This window comes from Bacillus sp. FJAT-27251 (genome assembly GCF_001273925.1).
Taxonomy (GTDB): Bacteria; Bacillota; Bacilli; order Bacillales; family Cytobacillaceae; genus Mesobacillus_B.
The window spans coordinates 4,089,811-4,105,602 of record NZ_LIGG01000001.1; the positions used below are offsets into that span (position 1 = coordinate 4,089,811).

General features: G+C 48.0%; 17 protein-coding genes. 7 read left to right on the plus strand and 10 right to left on the minus strand.

From position 1 onward, the window contains the following. Both ADU22_RS25310 and ADU22_RS25315 read left to right on the plus strand, forming a co-directional pair. Positions 1-789, plus strand: a complete 789-nt coding sequence (locus ADU22_RS25310; protein WP_053363612.1) for a PhnE/PtxC family ABC transporter permease — start codon at positions 1-3, stop codon at positions 787-789. Continuing rightward, positions 786-1,622 carry a PhnE/PtxC family ABC transporter permease gene (locus tag ADU22_RS25315; protein ID WP_053363613.1) on the plus strand — a complete coding sequence of 279 codons (837 nt, stop codon included), beginning with the start codon at positions 786-788 and terminating at the stop codon, positions 1,620-1,622. The genes ADU22_RS25310 and ADU22_RS25315 overlap by 4 nt, the downstream gene beginning before the upstream one ends. A gap of 80 nt (positions 1,623-1,702) precedes the next feature. On the opposite strand, the gene ADU22_RS19280 is transcribed toward ADU22_RS25315, so the two are convergent. Further along, complete coding sequence (locus tag ADU22_RS19280; protein WP_053363614.1) at positions 1,703-2,245, minus strand: HD domain-containing protein; 543 nt, start codon at positions 2,243-2,245, stop codon at positions 1,703-1,705. A gap of 681 nt (positions 2,246-2,926) precedes the next feature. Here ADU22_RS19280 and ADU22_RS19285 point away from each other — a divergent pair. Next, positions 2,927-3,277, plus strand: coding sequence for a hypothetical protein (locus ADU22_RS19285; protein WP_053363615.1), 351 nt, complete (start codon positions 2,927-2,929; stop codon positions 3,275-3,277). A gap of 43 nt (positions 3,278-3,320) precedes the next feature. Here ADU22_RS19285 and ADU22_RS19290 read toward each other — a convergent pair whose 3' ends face one another. The 5 genes from ADU22_RS19290 to ADU22_RS19310 all read right to left on the minus strand — a co-directional run bounded on the left by ADU22_RS19290 (position 3,321) and on the right by ADU22_RS19310 (position 7,557). Continuing rightward, complete coding sequence (locus ADU22_RS19290; protein ID WP_053363616.1) at positions 3,321-4,037, minus strand: 3-ketoacyl-ACP reductase; 717 nt, start codon at positions 4,035-4,037, stop codon at positions 3,321-3,323. A 486-nt stretch (positions 4,038-4,523) separates the two neighbouring features. After that, positions 4,524-5,195, minus strand: coding sequence for a GNAT family N-acetyltransferase (locus ADU22_RS19300; protein ID WP_053363618.1), 672 nt, complete (start codon positions 5,193-5,195; stop codon positions 4,524-4,526). Between the two features lie 6 nt (positions 5,196-5,201). Then, entirely contained in the window at positions 5,202-6,083 is an 882-nt protein-coding gene (locus tag ADU22_RS19305; RefSeq protein ID WP_053363619.1) for a carbon-nitrogen hydrolase family protein, read from the minus strand. A gap of 186 nt (positions 6,084-6,269) precedes the next feature. After that, entirely contained in the window at positions 6,270-6,416 is a 147-nt protein-coding gene (locus tag ADU22_RS24815; RefSeq protein WP_156324401.1) for a hypothetical protein, read from the minus strand. Between the two features lie 220 nt (positions 6,417-6,636). Next, positions 6,637-7,557 carry a S66 peptidase family protein gene (locus ADU22_RS19310; protein ID WP_053363620.1) on the minus strand — a complete coding sequence of 307 codons (921 nt, stop codon included), beginning with the start codon at positions 7,555-7,557 and terminating at the stop codon, positions 6,637-6,639. Between the two features lie 128 nt (positions 7,558-7,685). Here ADU22_RS19310 and ADU22_RS19315 point away from each other — a divergent pair, with 128 nt between their 5' ends. Then, positions 7,686-7,994, plus strand: a complete 309-nt coding sequence (locus tag ADU22_RS19315) for a hypothetical protein (RefSeq protein WP_053363621.1) — start codon at positions 7,686-7,688, stop codon at positions 7,992-7,994. Between the two features lie 35 nt (positions 7,995-8,029). Here the strand turns inward: ADU22_RS19315 and ADU22_RS19320 are convergent, their stop codons facing one another. Then, entirely contained in the window at positions 8,030-9,391 is a 1,362-nt protein-coding gene (locus ADU22_RS19320; protein WP_053364670.1) for an aspartate kinase, read from the minus strand. A 165-nt stretch (positions 9,392-9,556) separates the two neighbouring features. Further along, positions 9,557-10,180 (minus strand): NUDIX hydrolase, encoded by a 624-nt coding sequence (locus ADU22_RS19325; RefSeq protein ID WP_053363622.1) that lies wholly within the window; start codon positions 10,178-10,180, stop codon positions 9,557-9,559. A gap of 170 nt (positions 10,181-10,350) precedes the next feature. Here ADU22_RS19325 and ADU22_RS19330 point away from each other — a divergent pair, with 170 nt between their 5' ends. Continuing rightward, complete coding sequence (locus ADU22_RS19330; RefSeq protein WP_053363623.1) at positions 10,351-11,139, plus strand: Cof-type HAD-IIB family hydrolase; 789 nt, start codon at positions 10,351-10,353, stop codon at positions 11,137-11,139. 353 nt (positions 11,140-11,492) lie between these two features. Here ADU22_RS19330 and aspA read toward each other — a convergent pair whose 3' ends face one another. Next, the gene (gene aspA / locus ADU22_RS19335) at positions 11,493-12,917 is read right to left on the minus strand and encodes an aspartate ammonia-lyase (RefSeq protein ID WP_053363624.1); all 1,425 of its coding nucleotides are present in this window, start codon (positions 12,915-12,917) and stop codon (positions 11,493-11,495) included. Between the two features lie 285 nt (positions 12,918-13,202). Between aspA and ADU22_RS19340 the strand changes: the two genes are divergently transcribed. Further along, on the plus strand, positions 13,203-14,375 hold the full coding sequence (locus tag ADU22_RS19340; protein ID WP_082252934.1) for a MerR family transcriptional regulator: 1,173 nt from the start codon (positions 13,203-13,205) through the stop codon (positions 14,373-14,375). Between the two features lie 99 nt (positions 14,376-14,474). On the opposite strand, the gene ADU22_RS19345 is transcribed toward ADU22_RS19340, so the two are convergent. Continuing rightward, positions 14,475-15,401 (minus strand): dipeptidase, encoded by a 927-nt coding sequence (locus ADU22_RS19345; RefSeq protein ID WP_053363625.1) that lies wholly within the window; start codon positions 15,399-15,401, stop codon positions 14,475-14,477. 206 nt (positions 15,402-15,607) lie between these two features. On the opposite strand from ADU22_RS19345, the gene ADU22_RS25065 reads away from it, so the two are divergent. Continuing rightward, positions 15,608-15,772 (plus strand): hypothetical protein, encoded by a 165-nt coding sequence (locus ADU22_RS25065; RefSeq protein ID WP_173427560.1) that lies wholly within the window; start codon positions 15,608-15,610, stop codon positions 15,770-15,772. The last annotated feature ends 20 nt before the right edge of the window (positions 15,773-15,792 follow it).

A 15,792-nucleotide genomic window follows, 5' to 3' on the forward strand; every position in this document is an offset into this window, starting at 1 on the left:
ATGCTATCTTTCGACCTTCATAAAAGAAAGCTCCTAACCGCCTTTTTGCTGCTCCTGTTCTTCTGGAGCCTTTTTGGGGTCAACTGGCAGGAAGGTGTTTTGCACTCAAGCGGGATTGCCACGGCCATGGAGATTTTTGCGGCCATGTTGCAGCCTGACCTGTCGGCAGACATCATCAGGCTGGCGGTCCATTCGTCGTGGATCACCCTTGCCTATGCCACTGCCGGCATCTCTCTCGCACTGATTCTTGCGCTAGTTTTCGGGATTCTCGCCTCAGGCGTCCTTGCAGGCGGGAACAAATCAAGGAAGATGATGAAAGGGTTCTTTCGCGGCGTCCTTGGCTTTATGCGTGCCATTCATGAACTTGTCTGGGCATGGCTGTTCGTCGCCTCCTTCGGGCTGACGCCTTACGCGGCCGTCTTTGCGCTTGCCATTCCGTATGGCGGCATACTTGGCAGGATTTTTGCCGACATGATCAACGACGTGCCCGAGGAGCCCATCCGGGCACTAAGGGCCGCTGGGGCCTCAAGGCTCCAATGCCTGTTTTACGGCTATTTGCCGAGTGTAAAGGCCAGCATGATCAGCTACACGATGTACCGGTATGAATGCGCGGTCAGGTCTTCGGCCATCATGAGCTTTGTTGGCCTTGGAGGCCTTGGCTACCAGATTCAGCTGTCTCTCGATGACCTGCATTATGATGAAGTGTGGACCTTCATGTACTTCCTCATCCTGCTTGTCATCCTGATCGACGGTTGGAGCAATATGCTTAGAAAGAGGATGGCATTATGAGAAAACGGACCTTCAACTTTACCACGCTTTCTGTTCTTGCCTTCTTCCTTCTGATCGGGGCTTCCTGGTATCAGGTTATTGGAGTGGAAAAGGCCAGCCTTGCCTCCTTGTTTTCAAACGACAACCTGCAATATGCGAAAAAGTTCTTCAGCGGCCTTTTTGGCATCGGGCAGACCGAAGTGGCGTTTCTTAACAAAGACAGCTGGTCAGATGCGTTCAGGCTGACGATTGAAACCCTGCAGATGAGCATCATGGCGATTGGCTTTTCGACCATCGTCATGTTCCTTACGGTGATCCCGGCAGCGCGCAACGTGGCCGACGGAAGCCTGACTCTTACAAGGAAATGGTACCGCTGGATTGTGTTTGGGCTGATCCGGATCAGCTATATATTCAGCCGGGCCATTCCCGAGCTGCTCTGGGCAATGATCGTCATTTTCATATTCAAGCCAGGAATCCTCCCTGGAGCAATCGCGCTTGCACTCCACAACTTTGGCATTCTCGGCAAGCTGTGTGCGGAAGTAATCGAGGACAGTGACCCACGCCCTGTCAGGAACCTCGCGTCCGCTGGGGCTTCGCGTCCGCAGTTATTGCTCTACGGAGTGCTCCCGACCGTATTGCCGAAGTTTTTGACCTATATCTTGTACCGCTGGGAAGTCATCATAAGGACAACAATTGTCGTCGGCTTTGTCGGCGCAGGCGGGCTCGGCCAGCAGTTCAAGCTGAGCATGAGCTTTTTCCACTATACCGAAATCACTCTGCTGCTGATCTGTTACCTGATCCTGGTCATCATCGCCGACTACATCTCCGAAAAATCAAGGTTTTTTGTAAAATAAAAAGCTGGGCGCTACTGCCCGGCTTTTGTCATTTTAAAAAATTTTTGCACTTGGATACCTGTTCGTTCCCGCGCATTTGCTTATTCAGCCACTTTTTGTTCTTCCCCGCCAAACCCTAGTTCAGCGTCAATCATCTCGTCCAGCCGGATGATGCTTTCACGCGCCCGCTCTTTATTTATCGTCCGGTAATGATGGGCCCCGCCTTCTTCCTCGTCCTTCTCATCCGCCCATTTAACCACCTTTTGCAGTGTCGTCCGTTCAATATCATTGGTTGGCAGGAAGGAATCGGTATGAAAAAGAATGGCAAGTGCCGTCGTTTTAGCCCGAATCGGGTTTTCTCCCAGACGGATCAGAAGCTTATGGGCACGTTCCGCCCCCTTGATTGGATGAATATCATTCTGCTTATACAGCTCGTAGTCCCACTTCCCGTTCCGATACCATGTAAAATGGCCGATATCATGAAGAAATCCGGCTTTCGCAGCAATATCCACGTCCACCCCGTATTCCTTGGCGAGGTGGAAGGCGTGGTAGGCAACGGCGATGGCATGGGCAAATCCCGAGCGCTTCACATACTTTTGAGTGATATGGTGTTCGAATAAATTCAGAAGCGTCACATCCCGCATTGAATTTCCTCCTTGTTTTTAATCTTATGCTATCATATGGCAAGTCCCCTCGTCGGGGAACCAATTCGCCATCCCGGCAGGAAAATTTGGATTTGTGTGAGAATAACACAAACTGCACGGCTTCTCAACCTTTTTGTGTTATTTTCTCGCATTTAACTCATGCTTATATCCCAAGATATTTTTCCCCTTCTTTACCCAGAAACAAACAGGATCTTGATGTCTGGCAGAGGGCCATGCGCCCGTCACTCAGGCAATCAGGCGAGACAGGACAATTTTCCCATTTTATTTCCATTCGGTTTGTCCTTCATTTCCACGGGTAAATAAAGAGTGCAAGGCCAAAACATAACAGGAGGGACTGGTTAAATTGCAAGATTTAACGGCGACTTCAGGATTAGTCTTTGGCATTGCAATCTGTGAGGGTTTTGCCGACAGGGCGATTGGCACCTTGGCCATGAATCGATATATTTAAAATCGATACCTCCCCATCAGGCACTCCTATCACATGTCCTAATTAACGGGACAGAAAAAAGGTGCGAACCGAATGGTTTGCACCTTTTTTCTGTTTTCAGCCTTGTATTTTTAAAGGATTCAAAATAGTGAAAATCCTGGTAAAAAGAGGATGTTTCCCTGATGTTACCCAAAGGTATGGATAAATAGATTAATGAGAAAGGAGCAATGCAGTTGAAAAAGAAATGGCCTTTACTCGCATCTACCCTATTTGCCTCAGGAATGATTGTCGCAGGATGTTCAGCTGAGGAAGATCCGGCACCTCCCGCAGATGATCCGGTAATCGAAGAAGATCAAGCCCCTGAAGAGAATCAGGTGCCTGAAAATAACGGTAACGGCAACAACCTCGGTGACCCTGACACAGACGGAGGCACTACCAATGATGGTACTACAAATGATGGTACCAATGGCGGCAGCCCGGATGGCGGGATGAATGGCGGCGGAACGAACGGTGAAATGAATGGTGATGTTGAAGCTCCTGAAGATGGCGGAACGGACAGCGAAGAGTTTGAAACAGAAGACTAACGTAAAAAAACCCTTTCCCATAAACGGAAAGGGTTTTTACGTTTTATGGATTTGTCGACCAAAGGCCGGTCGTTTTTACGAACACCCGAGGATGAAGCTTCAGCTGTGCGACCATCATTTCGGCCAGGTCCTCTGGCTGCATCACGTTCTCGGTATTTTCGCCAACCAGCTTGTTTTCGACAGCAAGGTCTGTCGCCACTGTGCTTGGCGTCATTGCTGTCACCCTGATATTATGCTTCCTGACTTCCATGAGCAGGGACTCTGTCAAGCCAAGTACCCCGAATTTCGAAGCGCTGTAGGCACTTGTAACCGGCGCCCCCTTCTGGCCCGCAGTCGAGGAGATATTGATAATGTCGCCCGATTTCTTTTCCATCATTCCCGGAAGGACCGCCCTGGTTACATAATAGGTTCCCAGCAGGTTGACCTGGATGATTTGTTCCCACTCCTCGGGGTCAAGTTCGAGGAATCCGCCAAATTTGGCGATACCCGCATTATTGATCAGAATGTCTATTGAGCCTAGTTCGGAAGTGATATGTTCAACTGCATTCTCAACAGATTGCCGGTCACCCACGTCTGCCGCTGCCCCCGAAACATTGACTCCATACTGTTCCAGTTCAGCTGTGACTTTTTCCAGGTTGTCCATATTCTTGCCAAGCAGGCCGAGATGGACTCCCTCCGCGGCAAGCGCTATGGCTGCAGCCCGGCCAATCCCCCTTCCTGCCCCGGTGATCAATGCTGTTTTGCCTTTTAGTGATTGCATTTTAAAACTCCTTTCAGTACAGCGTTAAGAATGCCTGATTGCATCCTACAAGCTAGTTTACCCAAAAGTTGGCGTGCTGTCTCGATTGGAGATTCCCGTACAATAAGCTGCAGTTCTATTTCAACAAGCCGTATAAACGCAAGTTTCCCGGAGCTCTCTCCTCTTTTTTGCGCCAACAAGCCCTGTTAACGCAATTTCCCCCTGACTCTCTCTTCTTTTTTGCGTCAACGAGCCCTATTGGCGCAATATACCGTAGCTCCCTCTTCTTTTTTACGTTAACAAGGCCTGTTAACGTAAATGTTCCCGGAATTCCCTCTTCTTTTTGCGTTAACAGGCCCTATTGGCGGAATTCACTGCACTTTTCTACTCTCTTTTGCTCCAACAAGCCGTAACGGAACAGAGACACCTAAATCACAATCCCATTTTTCAACTTAAAAACAAGCACAAACAAAAACCGGCCGCATGTGCGGCCAGCCTGATTCCTCTTTATAGCGGCAGAAGCTGAACTGTCTGCCTGTTTTTTAATTGATTAATCATATCTAACCATTCTTGCGGCTTATTATCCAACACAGAATAATAGACCGTCAGGAAATCGACGATTTGGGCAGCCGGCAGTTCCTTAATAGAGCTGTCGAGTGGCATGAAGCATAAATCGAGCCCTTCAACGGCAGTACCGTCATTTTCCCAGGATGGATGGACATAGGTAAAGTCCAGACGTTCATACCCAAGATGCGACAACACTTCCCGGCGCACATATGGATTCATTGTTTTGACCCCGCCAAAGTCGTGATCGCCCCGGCGGTACGGGTCATAAATCTCCGCAAACATCCCAAACAACTCGACCCCCTGTTCCTGCGCCAGGCTGCTGAGGTCTTCCATACGTTTCTCGGCAATGAAGCGCCCAAGGCCAAGGCCAGGCCGGCCGACAATCGTAAAATCAGTCATCGCGATATTCCAGTCAGGATAATAGCGGTATTCGGTCACACCCACCACTTCGCCTTCGTGCACAGCAACAAAGACGCGGATGGATGGGTCCTCAAGCGGCTCCTTCCAAAGGTCAAATTCAAGCACCTCTTCCGGCGGGAAAACTTCCTTCATCAAGTCATTGAGCTTGGCAAAAAGCGGGTCTTCTATAGAATTAACTCGGATATATTCCATGGTCCATTAGCTCCTTCTCAAACTTTCTTCCTGTTCCCAATCCGTGTACAAATCGGTGCGCCGGTCCCGCCATGTAGTAACAGAGCCGCGCTCGCGCACTTCATACAGCAAGCTGAGGTCAAGATCGGCGGTGACAATCATGTCATTGTTCAGCTCGCCTTCCGCCAGCAGGCCTTTAGGCGGGAATGGAATGTCATTCGGCGTGATAATGGCTGCCTGCCCAAAGTTGGCCCTCATGAAATCCACAGTCGGCAAAGCACCTACTGTTCCTGTCAAAACCACATAAACCTGGTTTTCAATCGCCCTCGCATGGCTTGTGTAGCGAACACGATGGAAACCATGGCGGTCATCTGTGCAGGAAGGGCAGAAAATCACATCGGCGCCTTTAGCTTTCGCCATGCGGACAATTTCCGGGAACTCGATATCATAGCAAGTCAATAAAGCAATCCTGCCCTTTTCGGTATCGAATATCCTGAAACTGTCACCTGCAGACATATTCCACTCTTCCACTTCAGTCGGTGTGATATGCAGCTTGGCCTGCTCTTCAATCCGGCCATCCGGATAGAACAAATGCGCCACATTATATAATTTTCCTTCACGGGCGATTACATGTGTACCCCCGATTATATGCATCTTTGTAGTCAAGGCGAAATGCTGGAACAAGTTCAGATACTGTTCCGTAAATCCCGGCAATTCGTTAATCGTCAGCCTTGTTCCCTGCTCACTGCCGATGGAAAGCAATTGGGTAGTAAAAAATTCAGGAAACAGCACAAATTCCGAACCATATTCCTGTGCGGTTTTTATATAGTGCTCACATTGAGCAGCAAATTCTTCAAACGACCTGATCGTATGAAGATGATATTGAACGGCAGATACTCTTAATTTCACACCCAATCCCTCCAGGCAAAAAAATAATAAGTCTCGAAACAAGGGAATCGAAACATCGAGACTCATTATAAAACATTCGCAAGGAATTGAATATAGTTTTTTTGCCTTTTTTTTAGCAGACAACTGCCTAATTTTTATAGAGGTTCCTTATCCGCGAAAAAGCCTGGCCAAGCAGGCCAGGCTTCTTTAACTTACTCTCGTATCTTCGAGCAGATGTTTCACCGCGTGCAGATCGACTCCCTTTGTTTCTGCCAGAATCTCGACCGTATGCTCCACTTCCTCTTCCGTGAACCGTTCCCTTCTCATGACCTCGATTGCTTTAGATAATTCCACTTCCGTCCACTCCTCCGCCTTTTTTACATTATATAAACCTAAACGCCCTCTTTTAAACATTAGGCAGGAGACCAATAAATGGAATTTTCCAAAACATTTGTGGGAACCGACAAAAAATCTATCGCGAAAAAAACCGGAACATATGCTTTTTTGTCGAAATTATGCCTGCCAGGAAGTCAGAAACCTGTCGCATCCTGCGCTTGCCCGAGAAATAATCTCCCTAGCGGACACCGCTGTCAATCTGCAGCTGGCCCCTGTTTGTATCCAAAATGGCATTTACGCCAAGAGGGATGCAGAAATTCGGGCTGCAATGACCAGCTTTAAGGCCATGAACCGCCGGCCTGTTGGCCAGCTTCAGGTAGTGGTCCAGGACTTCATCCAGCTCGAATGAAGGCTTGTCTTCCGTTGTGCAGTCATTAAAATCGCCAAGCACGATTCCTGCCGCATTTTGCAGTTTTCCGGCGAGTAAAAGCTGGTTCAGCATCCTGTCGACGGAGCGCGGTTCCTCGTTAATCTCTTCCATAAATAAAATCTTCCCTGTTGTCTCAATTTCATAAGGCGTTCCGAGCGTGCTCGTCATCAATGTCAAATTCCCGCCTGTCAGCCGTCCAAAAGCCAGCCCGTCCACGACGGTTTGCAATGGGGGACAGCCACCTGAAGGAAAGGACTGCTGCTGACCACTGAACACTTGCTGAAAACTCTCCCTTGTATCTGGGTCTATGCTCTCCCTGCCAAAATCGGATGCAATCATCGGCCCATGAAAAGTGACCAGGCCCGTCATTTTGGTTATGGCCAAATGTAAAAACGTAATATCACTGTACCCCCATAATACCTTCGGATTTTCACTGATCAATCGATAATCGAGCAGCGATGCCATCCGGGCGCTTCCATACCCTCCACGGGCACAGAAAATGGCTTTGATCTCCCTGTTCCCGAACATTCTGTGCAAATCTTCCGTTCTTTCCTCGTCGCTGCCCGCAAGATAGCCCCATTCGTTATAAACATGTTCTCCAAGTTTTACATGCAGCCCGGCTTCCACCAGAAACTGTACCCCCTTTTCCAGTGCCTCGCGCTTCGGCGTTCCCGCAGGAGCCACCACTCCAACTGTATCGCCCTTCATCAATTTCATTGGTTTTATCATCTGCCCGTCCCCCTGTTCAGAGGTATCTATATGAGCCAGATTTCCTTTTATGACAAAAGCAGGCAGGTGTCATCACAAAAAAGTACAAGCATATACTTGAAGAAGCACATGCAAAGGAGGCTGCAAGGATGATTAGGACGGGGGTAAGAGTGGGCTTGTTCCTGCTTTTGTTTTTAGGTGCGCTCCAGCTTGTCATCACAGAGCTTGAGCAATATTTTCCCGATAAGGACGCCGTCACCGTTTTTTCCTTTAAAAGCGAAGAGGAGCTAAATGACGAAATGCTGCCGCAGCTGGAAATGTTTCTGGTCGGCCGGGAAGAAGTGGATGGCTATATGGTCGAGACGTACCGGGAATACGAAATTATTAAAGACCCAGAGGGCAAGCTGATCCAAAAAACAGCGACCGAAAATTACGAGTATATCCGCTATAAACAGTAAAAGCACTATCCTCGAAGGACAGTGCTTTCTGCTCTTTAGACAGTAACTCCAACAAAGAATTCCTCGTACAGGGCTTTTACCGCTTTCTTTTCATCCGCTTCGACCACGCCGAACATCATGCTCACTTCGGAGGAACCCTGGTTGATCATCTCAATGTTCACGCCAATCGCTGCCAAAGCTTTTGCCGCCCGGGCCATTGTTCCGACATTGCAGCGCATGCCTTCGCCTACCACCATGATCAGGCTGAGGTCATGCTGGACTTTGACTTCGTCAGCCCCAAGCTCGGTTTGGATTCTTTGAAGGATATCTTTTTCCAGCACATAATTCAGCTGGTCCTGGCGCAGAATGATTGAAATATCATCAATCCCTGATGGGAGATGCTCGTAGGAAAGATGGTATTCCTCGAGAATTTGCAGCAGCTTGCGTCCAAACCCAATTTCGCGGTTCATCAGGTATTTGCTGACATAAATGCTGCAAAAGCCGCCGTCACTGGCGATGCCGACTACCGGGCCATTCTGGTTTTTCCGCTGGTGGACAATCCTTGTTCCCAGTGCCTCCGGGTTGTTTGTATTTTTAACATGGACGGGAATTTCCGCATGGAAAGCAGGCATCAAAGCCTCATCATGGAAAACGGAGAACCCAGCATAGGAAAGCTCCCGCATTTCTCGATAGGTCAGCTCCCTGATTTCCTTTGGATTTTTGACAATCGTCGGATTGACGGAATAAACCGCATCCACATCCGTGAAATTCTCATACACTTCGGCTTTGATTCCGTTGGCGACAATCGATCCGCTAATATCCGAACCGCTCCTTGAGAAAGTGGCAATCTCGCCTTCCTTTGTGTAGCCAAAGAATCCAGGGAAAATCAGGATTCCGGACTTTTTCCTAAGCTCGTACAGATTCTCATAGGCCTCAGGCAACACCTGCGCATTACCCGGCTCATCACTGACAAACAAGCCCGCATCCTTCGGGTTTATGTAGCTGGCTTCCACGCCCCTGGACTGGAAGAAGGCAGCGACAAGCTTGGCATTATTATCTTCCCCGCTTGCTTTAACCGATTCAATGAAATGTTCCCTGCTTTTCGATGTGTCAGCCAGGAGCTGCATGAAACTGTCTGTAATGATTTCGATGATTTCCTGCCCGATCTCCAGTTCATGGGCAATGCTGGAATACCTTTGGATAACAGCATCAAAGTACTCACCGGCCTCTCCTGTCTCCAGCATATGCTCTGCACAGGCAATCAAAAGATCGGTTACCTTTATATCATCAGGGTACCGCTTCCCAGGTGCGGATACGACAACTAGCTTTCGCTCGGAATCCGAAACAACGATGTTATATACTTTTTCCAACTGTTCCCCGGAAGCTAACGACGAACCTCCGAATTTTACGACTTTCATTTGGCCATCCTCCGCAAAAGTTTTATTTTTCATTATGCCCCTAAAGCTTTAAAGATGCAAGAATTTTCTATCTAATTCTTGGTTTGGCAGGGACAGGCCATAAAAAAAAGCTGCACAAGCAGCTTCAGGGCAATACTATTGGTTCTTAAGCTGCATCAGGAAATGTTACTGCCTGATGCCGGCCAGGTTAAGGAAATGGCTGAGGATCCTTGCAGTCAGGCCCCAAATGACTCGTCCCTCATAATGGTAAAAATACTCATCCATTTGCCTCGCCTGCCAATTATAGTTCTCACCGCCGACAATCAAGTCAAAAGGAAATCCATCTTCAGGCTGCACCTGAAAATTGATTTTATGGGTGTCAGGCTCTATATCCTTGAAGAATGAAAGGGGTACTGTAAAAATTTCGCCTACCTCGTCAGGATTTGGGGAAATTTTAGCCGGATTGGCTATTACACCGGCAAATGGATAAATGATCGTCCCAAAAGCGGAAACCATGTAATCGAGGGGGATGACATCGGTAATATCGCTTTCTTCAAGTCCGAGCTCTTCCATTGTCTCCCTGATGGCACCATGTTTTTCATCCGGGTCGCTTTCATCCAGTTTCCCTCCAGGAAAGCATACCTCCCCCGGCTGCCTGCGCAAATGGTTTGCCCTGACCTCAAACAGCACATGAGCCTCATTGTCCACCTCGACAAGCGGGAGCAGCACAGCAAACCGGAAAAAGTCCTCCTGCCCTAATATACCGGGAGTCCTGCCGCTAAATTTCCTTAACAGTTTATCAGCTTCCATGATTTCACCTCGATTCAAAAGCAGTTCTATTATACCCCAAATAAAGCAAAACGTGGAAATCGGCGCTTTTATGGGCAAGACCGCCATTTATTCGATAATAAATCACCCTTGGCTTTGAGCTTAAAGGTATCTAAAGGTACAATGGGGTAAAACAGACAAGGAGCCTCGTAATGGAAAATTATAAAATTTTGTTTCTCGATATTGACGGGACCATCCTCAGGCCCGATAACACCATTGAGGAGTCCACGAAAACCGCCGTCTCGGCCATGAAGGAAAAAGGAATTGAGACAGTTCTTGCCACAGGCAGGCCTATCCATGAAATCAGGGAAATTGGCGAAGAACTGAACATCTCTTCTTATATAGGATACAATGGCGCATTGGCCATATACAATGGAGAAGAAATCTTTTCGGAACCAATGGATGCGGAAAAAGTCAAAGCCATCCTTGACGTCGCGGCGAAACAGCAGCATGAAGTTGTCCTTTATACAAACAACAGGAACTACTTCACATCAATGGACTCCCCAAAAGTGGAGGACTTTAAGCAAATGTTCCATTTGAGGCAAAATGCCCTTTTTACAGAGGATGTGCTTCACGATATTCTGGGGTTGACCATTATCGCCAGAGGGGAAGAGGATCACCAAAAGTATAACCTTGGAAATGACATTCATTTATCGCAGGTTAATATAGAAGGGATGCGCCACTGCTTTGATGTGATCAGGAATAAAGTCAATAAGGGCATCGGCGTCGCATTTCTTCTGGACCGCCTCGGGATTCCGCGGGAGGCTTCAATCGCTTTTGGGGATGGGATGAACGATAAGGAAATGCTTGGGGCAGTAGGAGAAGGTTTCGCGATGGGCAATGCACATGAGGACCTGTTCGCCTATGCCAAACATAAGACAACGGCCGTGACCGACTCCGGCATCTACAATGGGCTAAAGCAGCTTGGGTTGTTGGATTAATGGAGTAAACCGGCGGGGTGCAAGGCGGCTGTATTTGTCAGCGGTGGGAAAATAAACGGAAAAATTCCGCTTAAATTGGGAAATACCTGTATTTCCCGCGATATAAGCGGAATTTTTCCTTTTATATTGATTTAATCCTTAGATTTAGTCCTAAAAAGAGAGGTTAGTCGGAAAATATCCGCTTATTTCTGCTTATTAAGCCCCTGTTTTATACCTTAACCGGAATTTCTCCGACTATAATTCCTTGCCTGCAAGGATAATCATCAAGTTTTATCTCAGAGACCGGACATCCACAAGCATTTCACATCTCAACCCTAATTAAATTCGCGAAACCGAGGATATTCGCATGAACCCTATTCCCTGTTCAGCAGATCTTCACCGGCAATGCCAGGGTTGGTCATTTCAAAAGGATTCAGGATGATATCAAGTTCTTTTTCTGTCAGTACATCATACGCCAGGCACAGTTCACGCACAGATTTCCCCGTTAAAATCGCTTCCCTGGCGATTCTTGCCACCACTTCATAGCCGAGGTGAGGGTTGACCGCCGTGATGATACCGACACTCCGTTCGACATCCGCCCTCAGCTTCTCCTTATTTGCCTCAATCCCTGCTAAGCAATATTCGGTGAATACCTCAAAAGCATTGTTCATGATGGAAATGGATTGAATCAAATTGAAAATAAGCACCGGCTCCATGACGTTTAACTCCAGCTGTCCTGCTTCCGATGCGAGGCAGATGGTATGGTCATTGCCGATCACCTGGAAAGCGACCTGGTTGATGAGCTCGGCCATTACCGGATTCACTTTGCCAGGCATGATCGACGACCCAGGCTGGCGCGAAGGCAGGGAAATCTCATTGAATCCGACACGTGGGCCGGAAGCCATTAAGCGCAAGTCATTGGCAATTTTGGACATATTCATCATGCAAACCTTTAACGCAGCTGAAACCTCGGTATAAGCATCTGTATTCTGGGTCGCATCAACCAAGTGTTCGGCATTGACGAGCGGCATCCCGGTAATTTCCGCCAAATGTTCGACAACCCTTGTTATGTATTTGGGATTTGCATTTAACCCGGTTCCGACAGCCGTGGCTCCCATATTCACCTCATATAGGTGAGTGCGAGTATTGTCTATTCTTCTGATATCCCTCGCTAGCACCCTGCTATACCCTTTGAACTCCTGGCCTAGCCTTATAGGAACGGCATCCTGAAGATGGGTCCTCCCCATTTTGATATATGAGTCGAATTCTTCCGCTTTTTGTTCAAACACGCTGTGCATCTTCCTCATCGTATACAGCAGCTGTTCCAAAAGCGACAGGACGGAAATGTGCATCGCTGTCGGAAACGCATCATTGGTCGATTGGGCCATATTCACATGGGTATTCGGGCTCAGGCTGAGGTAGTCACCCTTTTGTTTTCCAAGGATTTCAAGCGCCCGGTTGGCAATGACTTCATTGGCGTTCATATTGATGGAGGTGCCTGCCCCTCCCTGTATCGGATCGACAATAAACTGGTCATGCCATTCGCCATCGATGATCTCATCCGCGGCTTTCACAATCGCCTCTCCCAGTCCGCTATAGAGCCTGCCGACTTCCATGTTTGCGAGGGCAGCTGCCTTTTTTACCATCGCTAGAGCCCTGATCAATTCCCCGTGGATTCGGTATCCGGTGATTGGGAAATTCTCAACCGCACGAAGTGTCTGGATTCCATAATAAGCATCTTCCGGCACTTCCTTTGTTCCAAGAAAATCTTTTTCTGTTCGTACATTTGCTTCTGCCAATGCTGTTCTCCTCCTACAAGCCTGTAATGTTATTGGATTGTGTCATTCTTATTGTAACCGAAAGACCCCGATCATCCCCAGCAAATTCCCTCCTCTTTCACATGATTTTGTCGTAACGAACGTGCATTTGTTGTTTTATGGACCGTCCTGGTGAATCTGCACTTGTTTTGATAGCTTTTGTCACCTTGCAGGAAAATGGGTGCCCCTTTGCTGAATTGAAATAAAAACCAATTGAGTCCTGCTTTCGATACTCAGGTCTACTAAATAAAGAAAGGGTTGGCAAAAATGAAAGACACTCAATTTATGAAGGCTTACACCATCAAAGAGGTTTCAAGGAAAATCAATGTTCCTTCCGGTACCATCCGTCAATGGGAAAAAGACCTAGAGGGGCTTCTAGTGGTCCCGCGCACCAGACAAGGAGCAAGATTCTATACAGACCAGGAAATCGAACTGCTGGTGAAAATCAAACAAATGCGCAGCAAAAACCTGAGCAAGGATATGATACGCGAGCTGCTGCAAAAACATATGGAGATTGCAGCAAAAGAGGGTTCCGAATCCGAGCCTGCCCCGGCCGCCAACCTGCCGATGGTCCCTGAGAACGCACAAGTCCAGCAGGCACAGCCCCCGGCTCCTCCCAGGCAGCCGGACTTTGATGTCGAAGGCTTTTTCCATGCGCTTGAAGCCTATAAGCAGGACCTCCTTCATGATGTGAAGATGGAAATCCGCCACAATCTGCGCAGCGAAATCGTCGACGAAGTCAAGAAGGACATCGCTTCAGGCTCGCTGCAGACGATCAAGGCCCTTTCCTTATCCATTTCGAGATCCAAGGAAAGGATGAAAGCCGATCTGGACGAGCTTTCAAACCAGGTTGCGAAAGCTTCGGAACATACCTCCGAGACGGTAGAAAACCTGTCCAGCACACTTATTTCGACTGCAAAGGGAACGGAAGAGAAGGTTGGCTCTCTTTCGCAGGACGTTGCGAAGCTTTCGAAAGGCACAACCAGGGAGCTGTCCAACCTGTCACAGAGCGTTACGAAGGTCACGAACAGTACCAGGAAGGAGGTAACCGCTCTTAAAGATAATGTCGCCAAGCTGTCAAAGGGAACCGCAAAGGAAATGTCGACCCTTTCCAGCAACATTGCGAAGCTTTCGAAAGGTACTTCCGAAGAGCTGCAGGTCCTGGCTTCACGCTTGGATGAAACGTCTGATGAATTTAAGATCCTGACAGAATACATTGCCCAGAACAAGGAAATGACAGCTGCCGAATTAAGCACGCTGAACGAACAACTTGCCATGGACAGGGAATATTACCTTGAAACGATTAAACTGGAGCGGGAAAATTTCCGCGGCGAAATCCAGCAGCGTGACGAGGTGTTTAAAGGGATGGTCGACACCTTCCGAGAAGCCGCCGCCGCAAAGGCAGACGGCGGAAAAAAATGGTGGAAGCCCTGGAAGTAAGGGAGTAGGCAATCCTTTAAAGCAAAGAATCTACTCAAATTCACCGAAGTCTCAAACAGCCCAAAGAACCAGCCAGGAAAAATCCTGGCTGGCTCTTTGTCATTTAGGCCGATGGTCAAGAAAATTTTGAAAAGCGAAACCTCTCACCTGTTCCTCGCTGAAATGCTTCAGCAGCTCATTAATCAGGTTTTGGTACAGCGAAGCGTTCTCCAGGCCGCTTACATGGCTGGAAATCCCATCAAAGTCAGAGCCGAAGCCAAGGTTATTCACACCGCCCAGCGAGCAGAAGCGGTCGATATGGCGGACCACATCCTGAACATCCGCTTTTCCCCCTTCGACAACAAAATCCGGACAGAAAACGACATGCAGCATGCCGTTCTTTTCAAACACCGCTCTCGCCTGCTGGTCATGCAAATTGCGGACATGATTGCAGAGATGCCGTGAATTGGAATGGCTGGCAATCGGATAATCTGCAGCTTCGATGGTGTCCCAGAAAGCTTTTTCACAAAGATGCGAGACATCCGTCAGCACTTTATGCTGGTTGTTTAAATGGACAATTTCTTTACCAAATGATGTAAGCCCTGCTCCCCGGGGCTCCCCTGCCCCATCTGCGGCAAGGTTGGCGTTGTTCCAGGTGAGGCCGACTGAACGCACACCAAGCTGGTAAAGGATCCGCAGCTTGCCAAGGTCATTTCCGATCGCATCCACTCCTTCAAGCGAAAGAAACGCCCCCACCTTCCCCTTTTCGAGGGTGTCAAAATCCTCCCAGTGCTTGAGATGCTTCATATCCGGATTTCTTCCAAGCACTTCACGATAAAACAAATCGATTTGCCCAAGTGCCGCATCAAATTTATGCTCCTGCTTGATGTCAGGGTCGATAAAAATGGCAAAGCACTGGACAGCCACGCCTCCTTGCCGCAGACGCTGCAGGTTGGCATCAAGCTCGTGTGCGTCAGCAAAGCGGAGCTTCCCCCCTGCTTCCTGCAGCTTTAGCAAAGCATCGCAATGCAGGTCAATTATATTCATATAAAATCCCCCCCTTTTAGTACTGGCTTAGCAGATGTATACTTATAAAAATAATTATACATGAGATTGATTAATGTGTTATTATGTATTACAATTTAGAGTACAATGAATGAATAACCATTCATTTCCAATTGCAAACCGTCACGACTTTGGACTTAATTTCATATTGTAGAATAAAAGTCTGCAATTAATAGAGGTGGAAGAACATGCTGGTAATGAAATCATACTTTCTAAGCGAGGTCGAAAGGTATCAAATGGAAACAATCGTCCTCGGCGCAATGAAAGACCTTTCAGAGGCAGAAATTTTGGACCTGGATGACCGTGAATTGATGGAGCTGGCAGACAAGTGCAAGAAAAAGGAACTTATCTAACGATAAGTTCCTTTTTTTCA

What these genes read in the sequence shown, in the direction of transcription:
- ADU22_RS25310 (WP_053363612.1), top strand. Translation starts at nt 1, where the DNA reads ATGCTATCTTTCGACCTTCATAAAAGAAAGCTCCTAACCGCCTTTTTG.
- ADU22_RS25315 (WP_053363613.1), top strand. Translation starts at nt 786, where the DNA reads ATGAGAAAACGGACCTTCAACTTTACCACGCTTTCTGTTCTTGCCTTC.
- ADU22_RS19280 (WP_053363614.1), bottom strand. Translation starts at nt 2,245, where the DNA reads ATGCGGGATGTGACGCTTCTGAATTTATTCGAACACCATATCACTCAA.
- ADU22_RS19290 (WP_053363616.1), bottom strand. Translation starts at nt 4,037, where the DNA reads ATGCAATCACTAAAAGGCAAAACAGCATTGATCACCGGGGCAGGAAGG.
- ADU22_RS19300 (WP_053363618.1), bottom strand. Translation starts at nt 5,195, where the DNA reads ATGGAATATATCCGAGTTAATTCTATAGAAGACCCGCTTTTTGCCAAG.
- ADU22_RS19310 (WP_053363620.1), bottom strand. Translation starts at nt 7,557, where the DNA reads ATGATAAAACCAATGAAATTGATGAAGGGCGATACAGTTGGAGTGGTG.
- ADU22_RS19315 (WP_053363621.1), top strand. Translation starts at nt 7,686, where the DNA reads ATGATTAGGACGGGGGTAAGAGTGGGCTTGTTCCTGCTTTTGTTTTTA.
- ADU22_RS19320 (WP_053364670.1), bottom strand. Translation starts at nt 9,391, where the DNA reads ATGAAAGTCGTAAAATTCGGAGGTTCGTCGTTAGCTTCCGGGGAACAG.
- ADU22_RS19325 (WP_053363622.1), bottom strand. Translation starts at nt 10,180, where the DNA reads ATGGAAGCTGATAAACTGTTAAGGAAATTTAGCGGCAGGACTCCCGGT.
- ADU22_RS19330 (WP_053363623.1), top strand. Translation starts at nt 10,351, where the DNA reads ATGGAAAATTATAAAATTTTGTTTCTCGATATTGACGGGACCATCCTC.
- ADU22_RS19340 (WP_082252934.1), top strand. Translation starts at nt 13,203, where the DNA reads ATGAAAGACACTCAATTTATGAAGGCTTACACCATCAAAGAGGTTTCA.
- ADU22_RS19345 (WP_053363625.1), bottom strand. Translation starts at nt 15,401, where the DNA reads ATGAATATAATTGACCTGCATTGCGATGCTTTGCTAAAGCTGCAGGAA.
- ADU22_RS25065 (WP_173427560.1), top strand. Translation starts at nt 15,608, where the DNA reads ATGCTGGTAATGAAATCATACTTTCTAAGCGAGGTCGAAAGGTATCAA.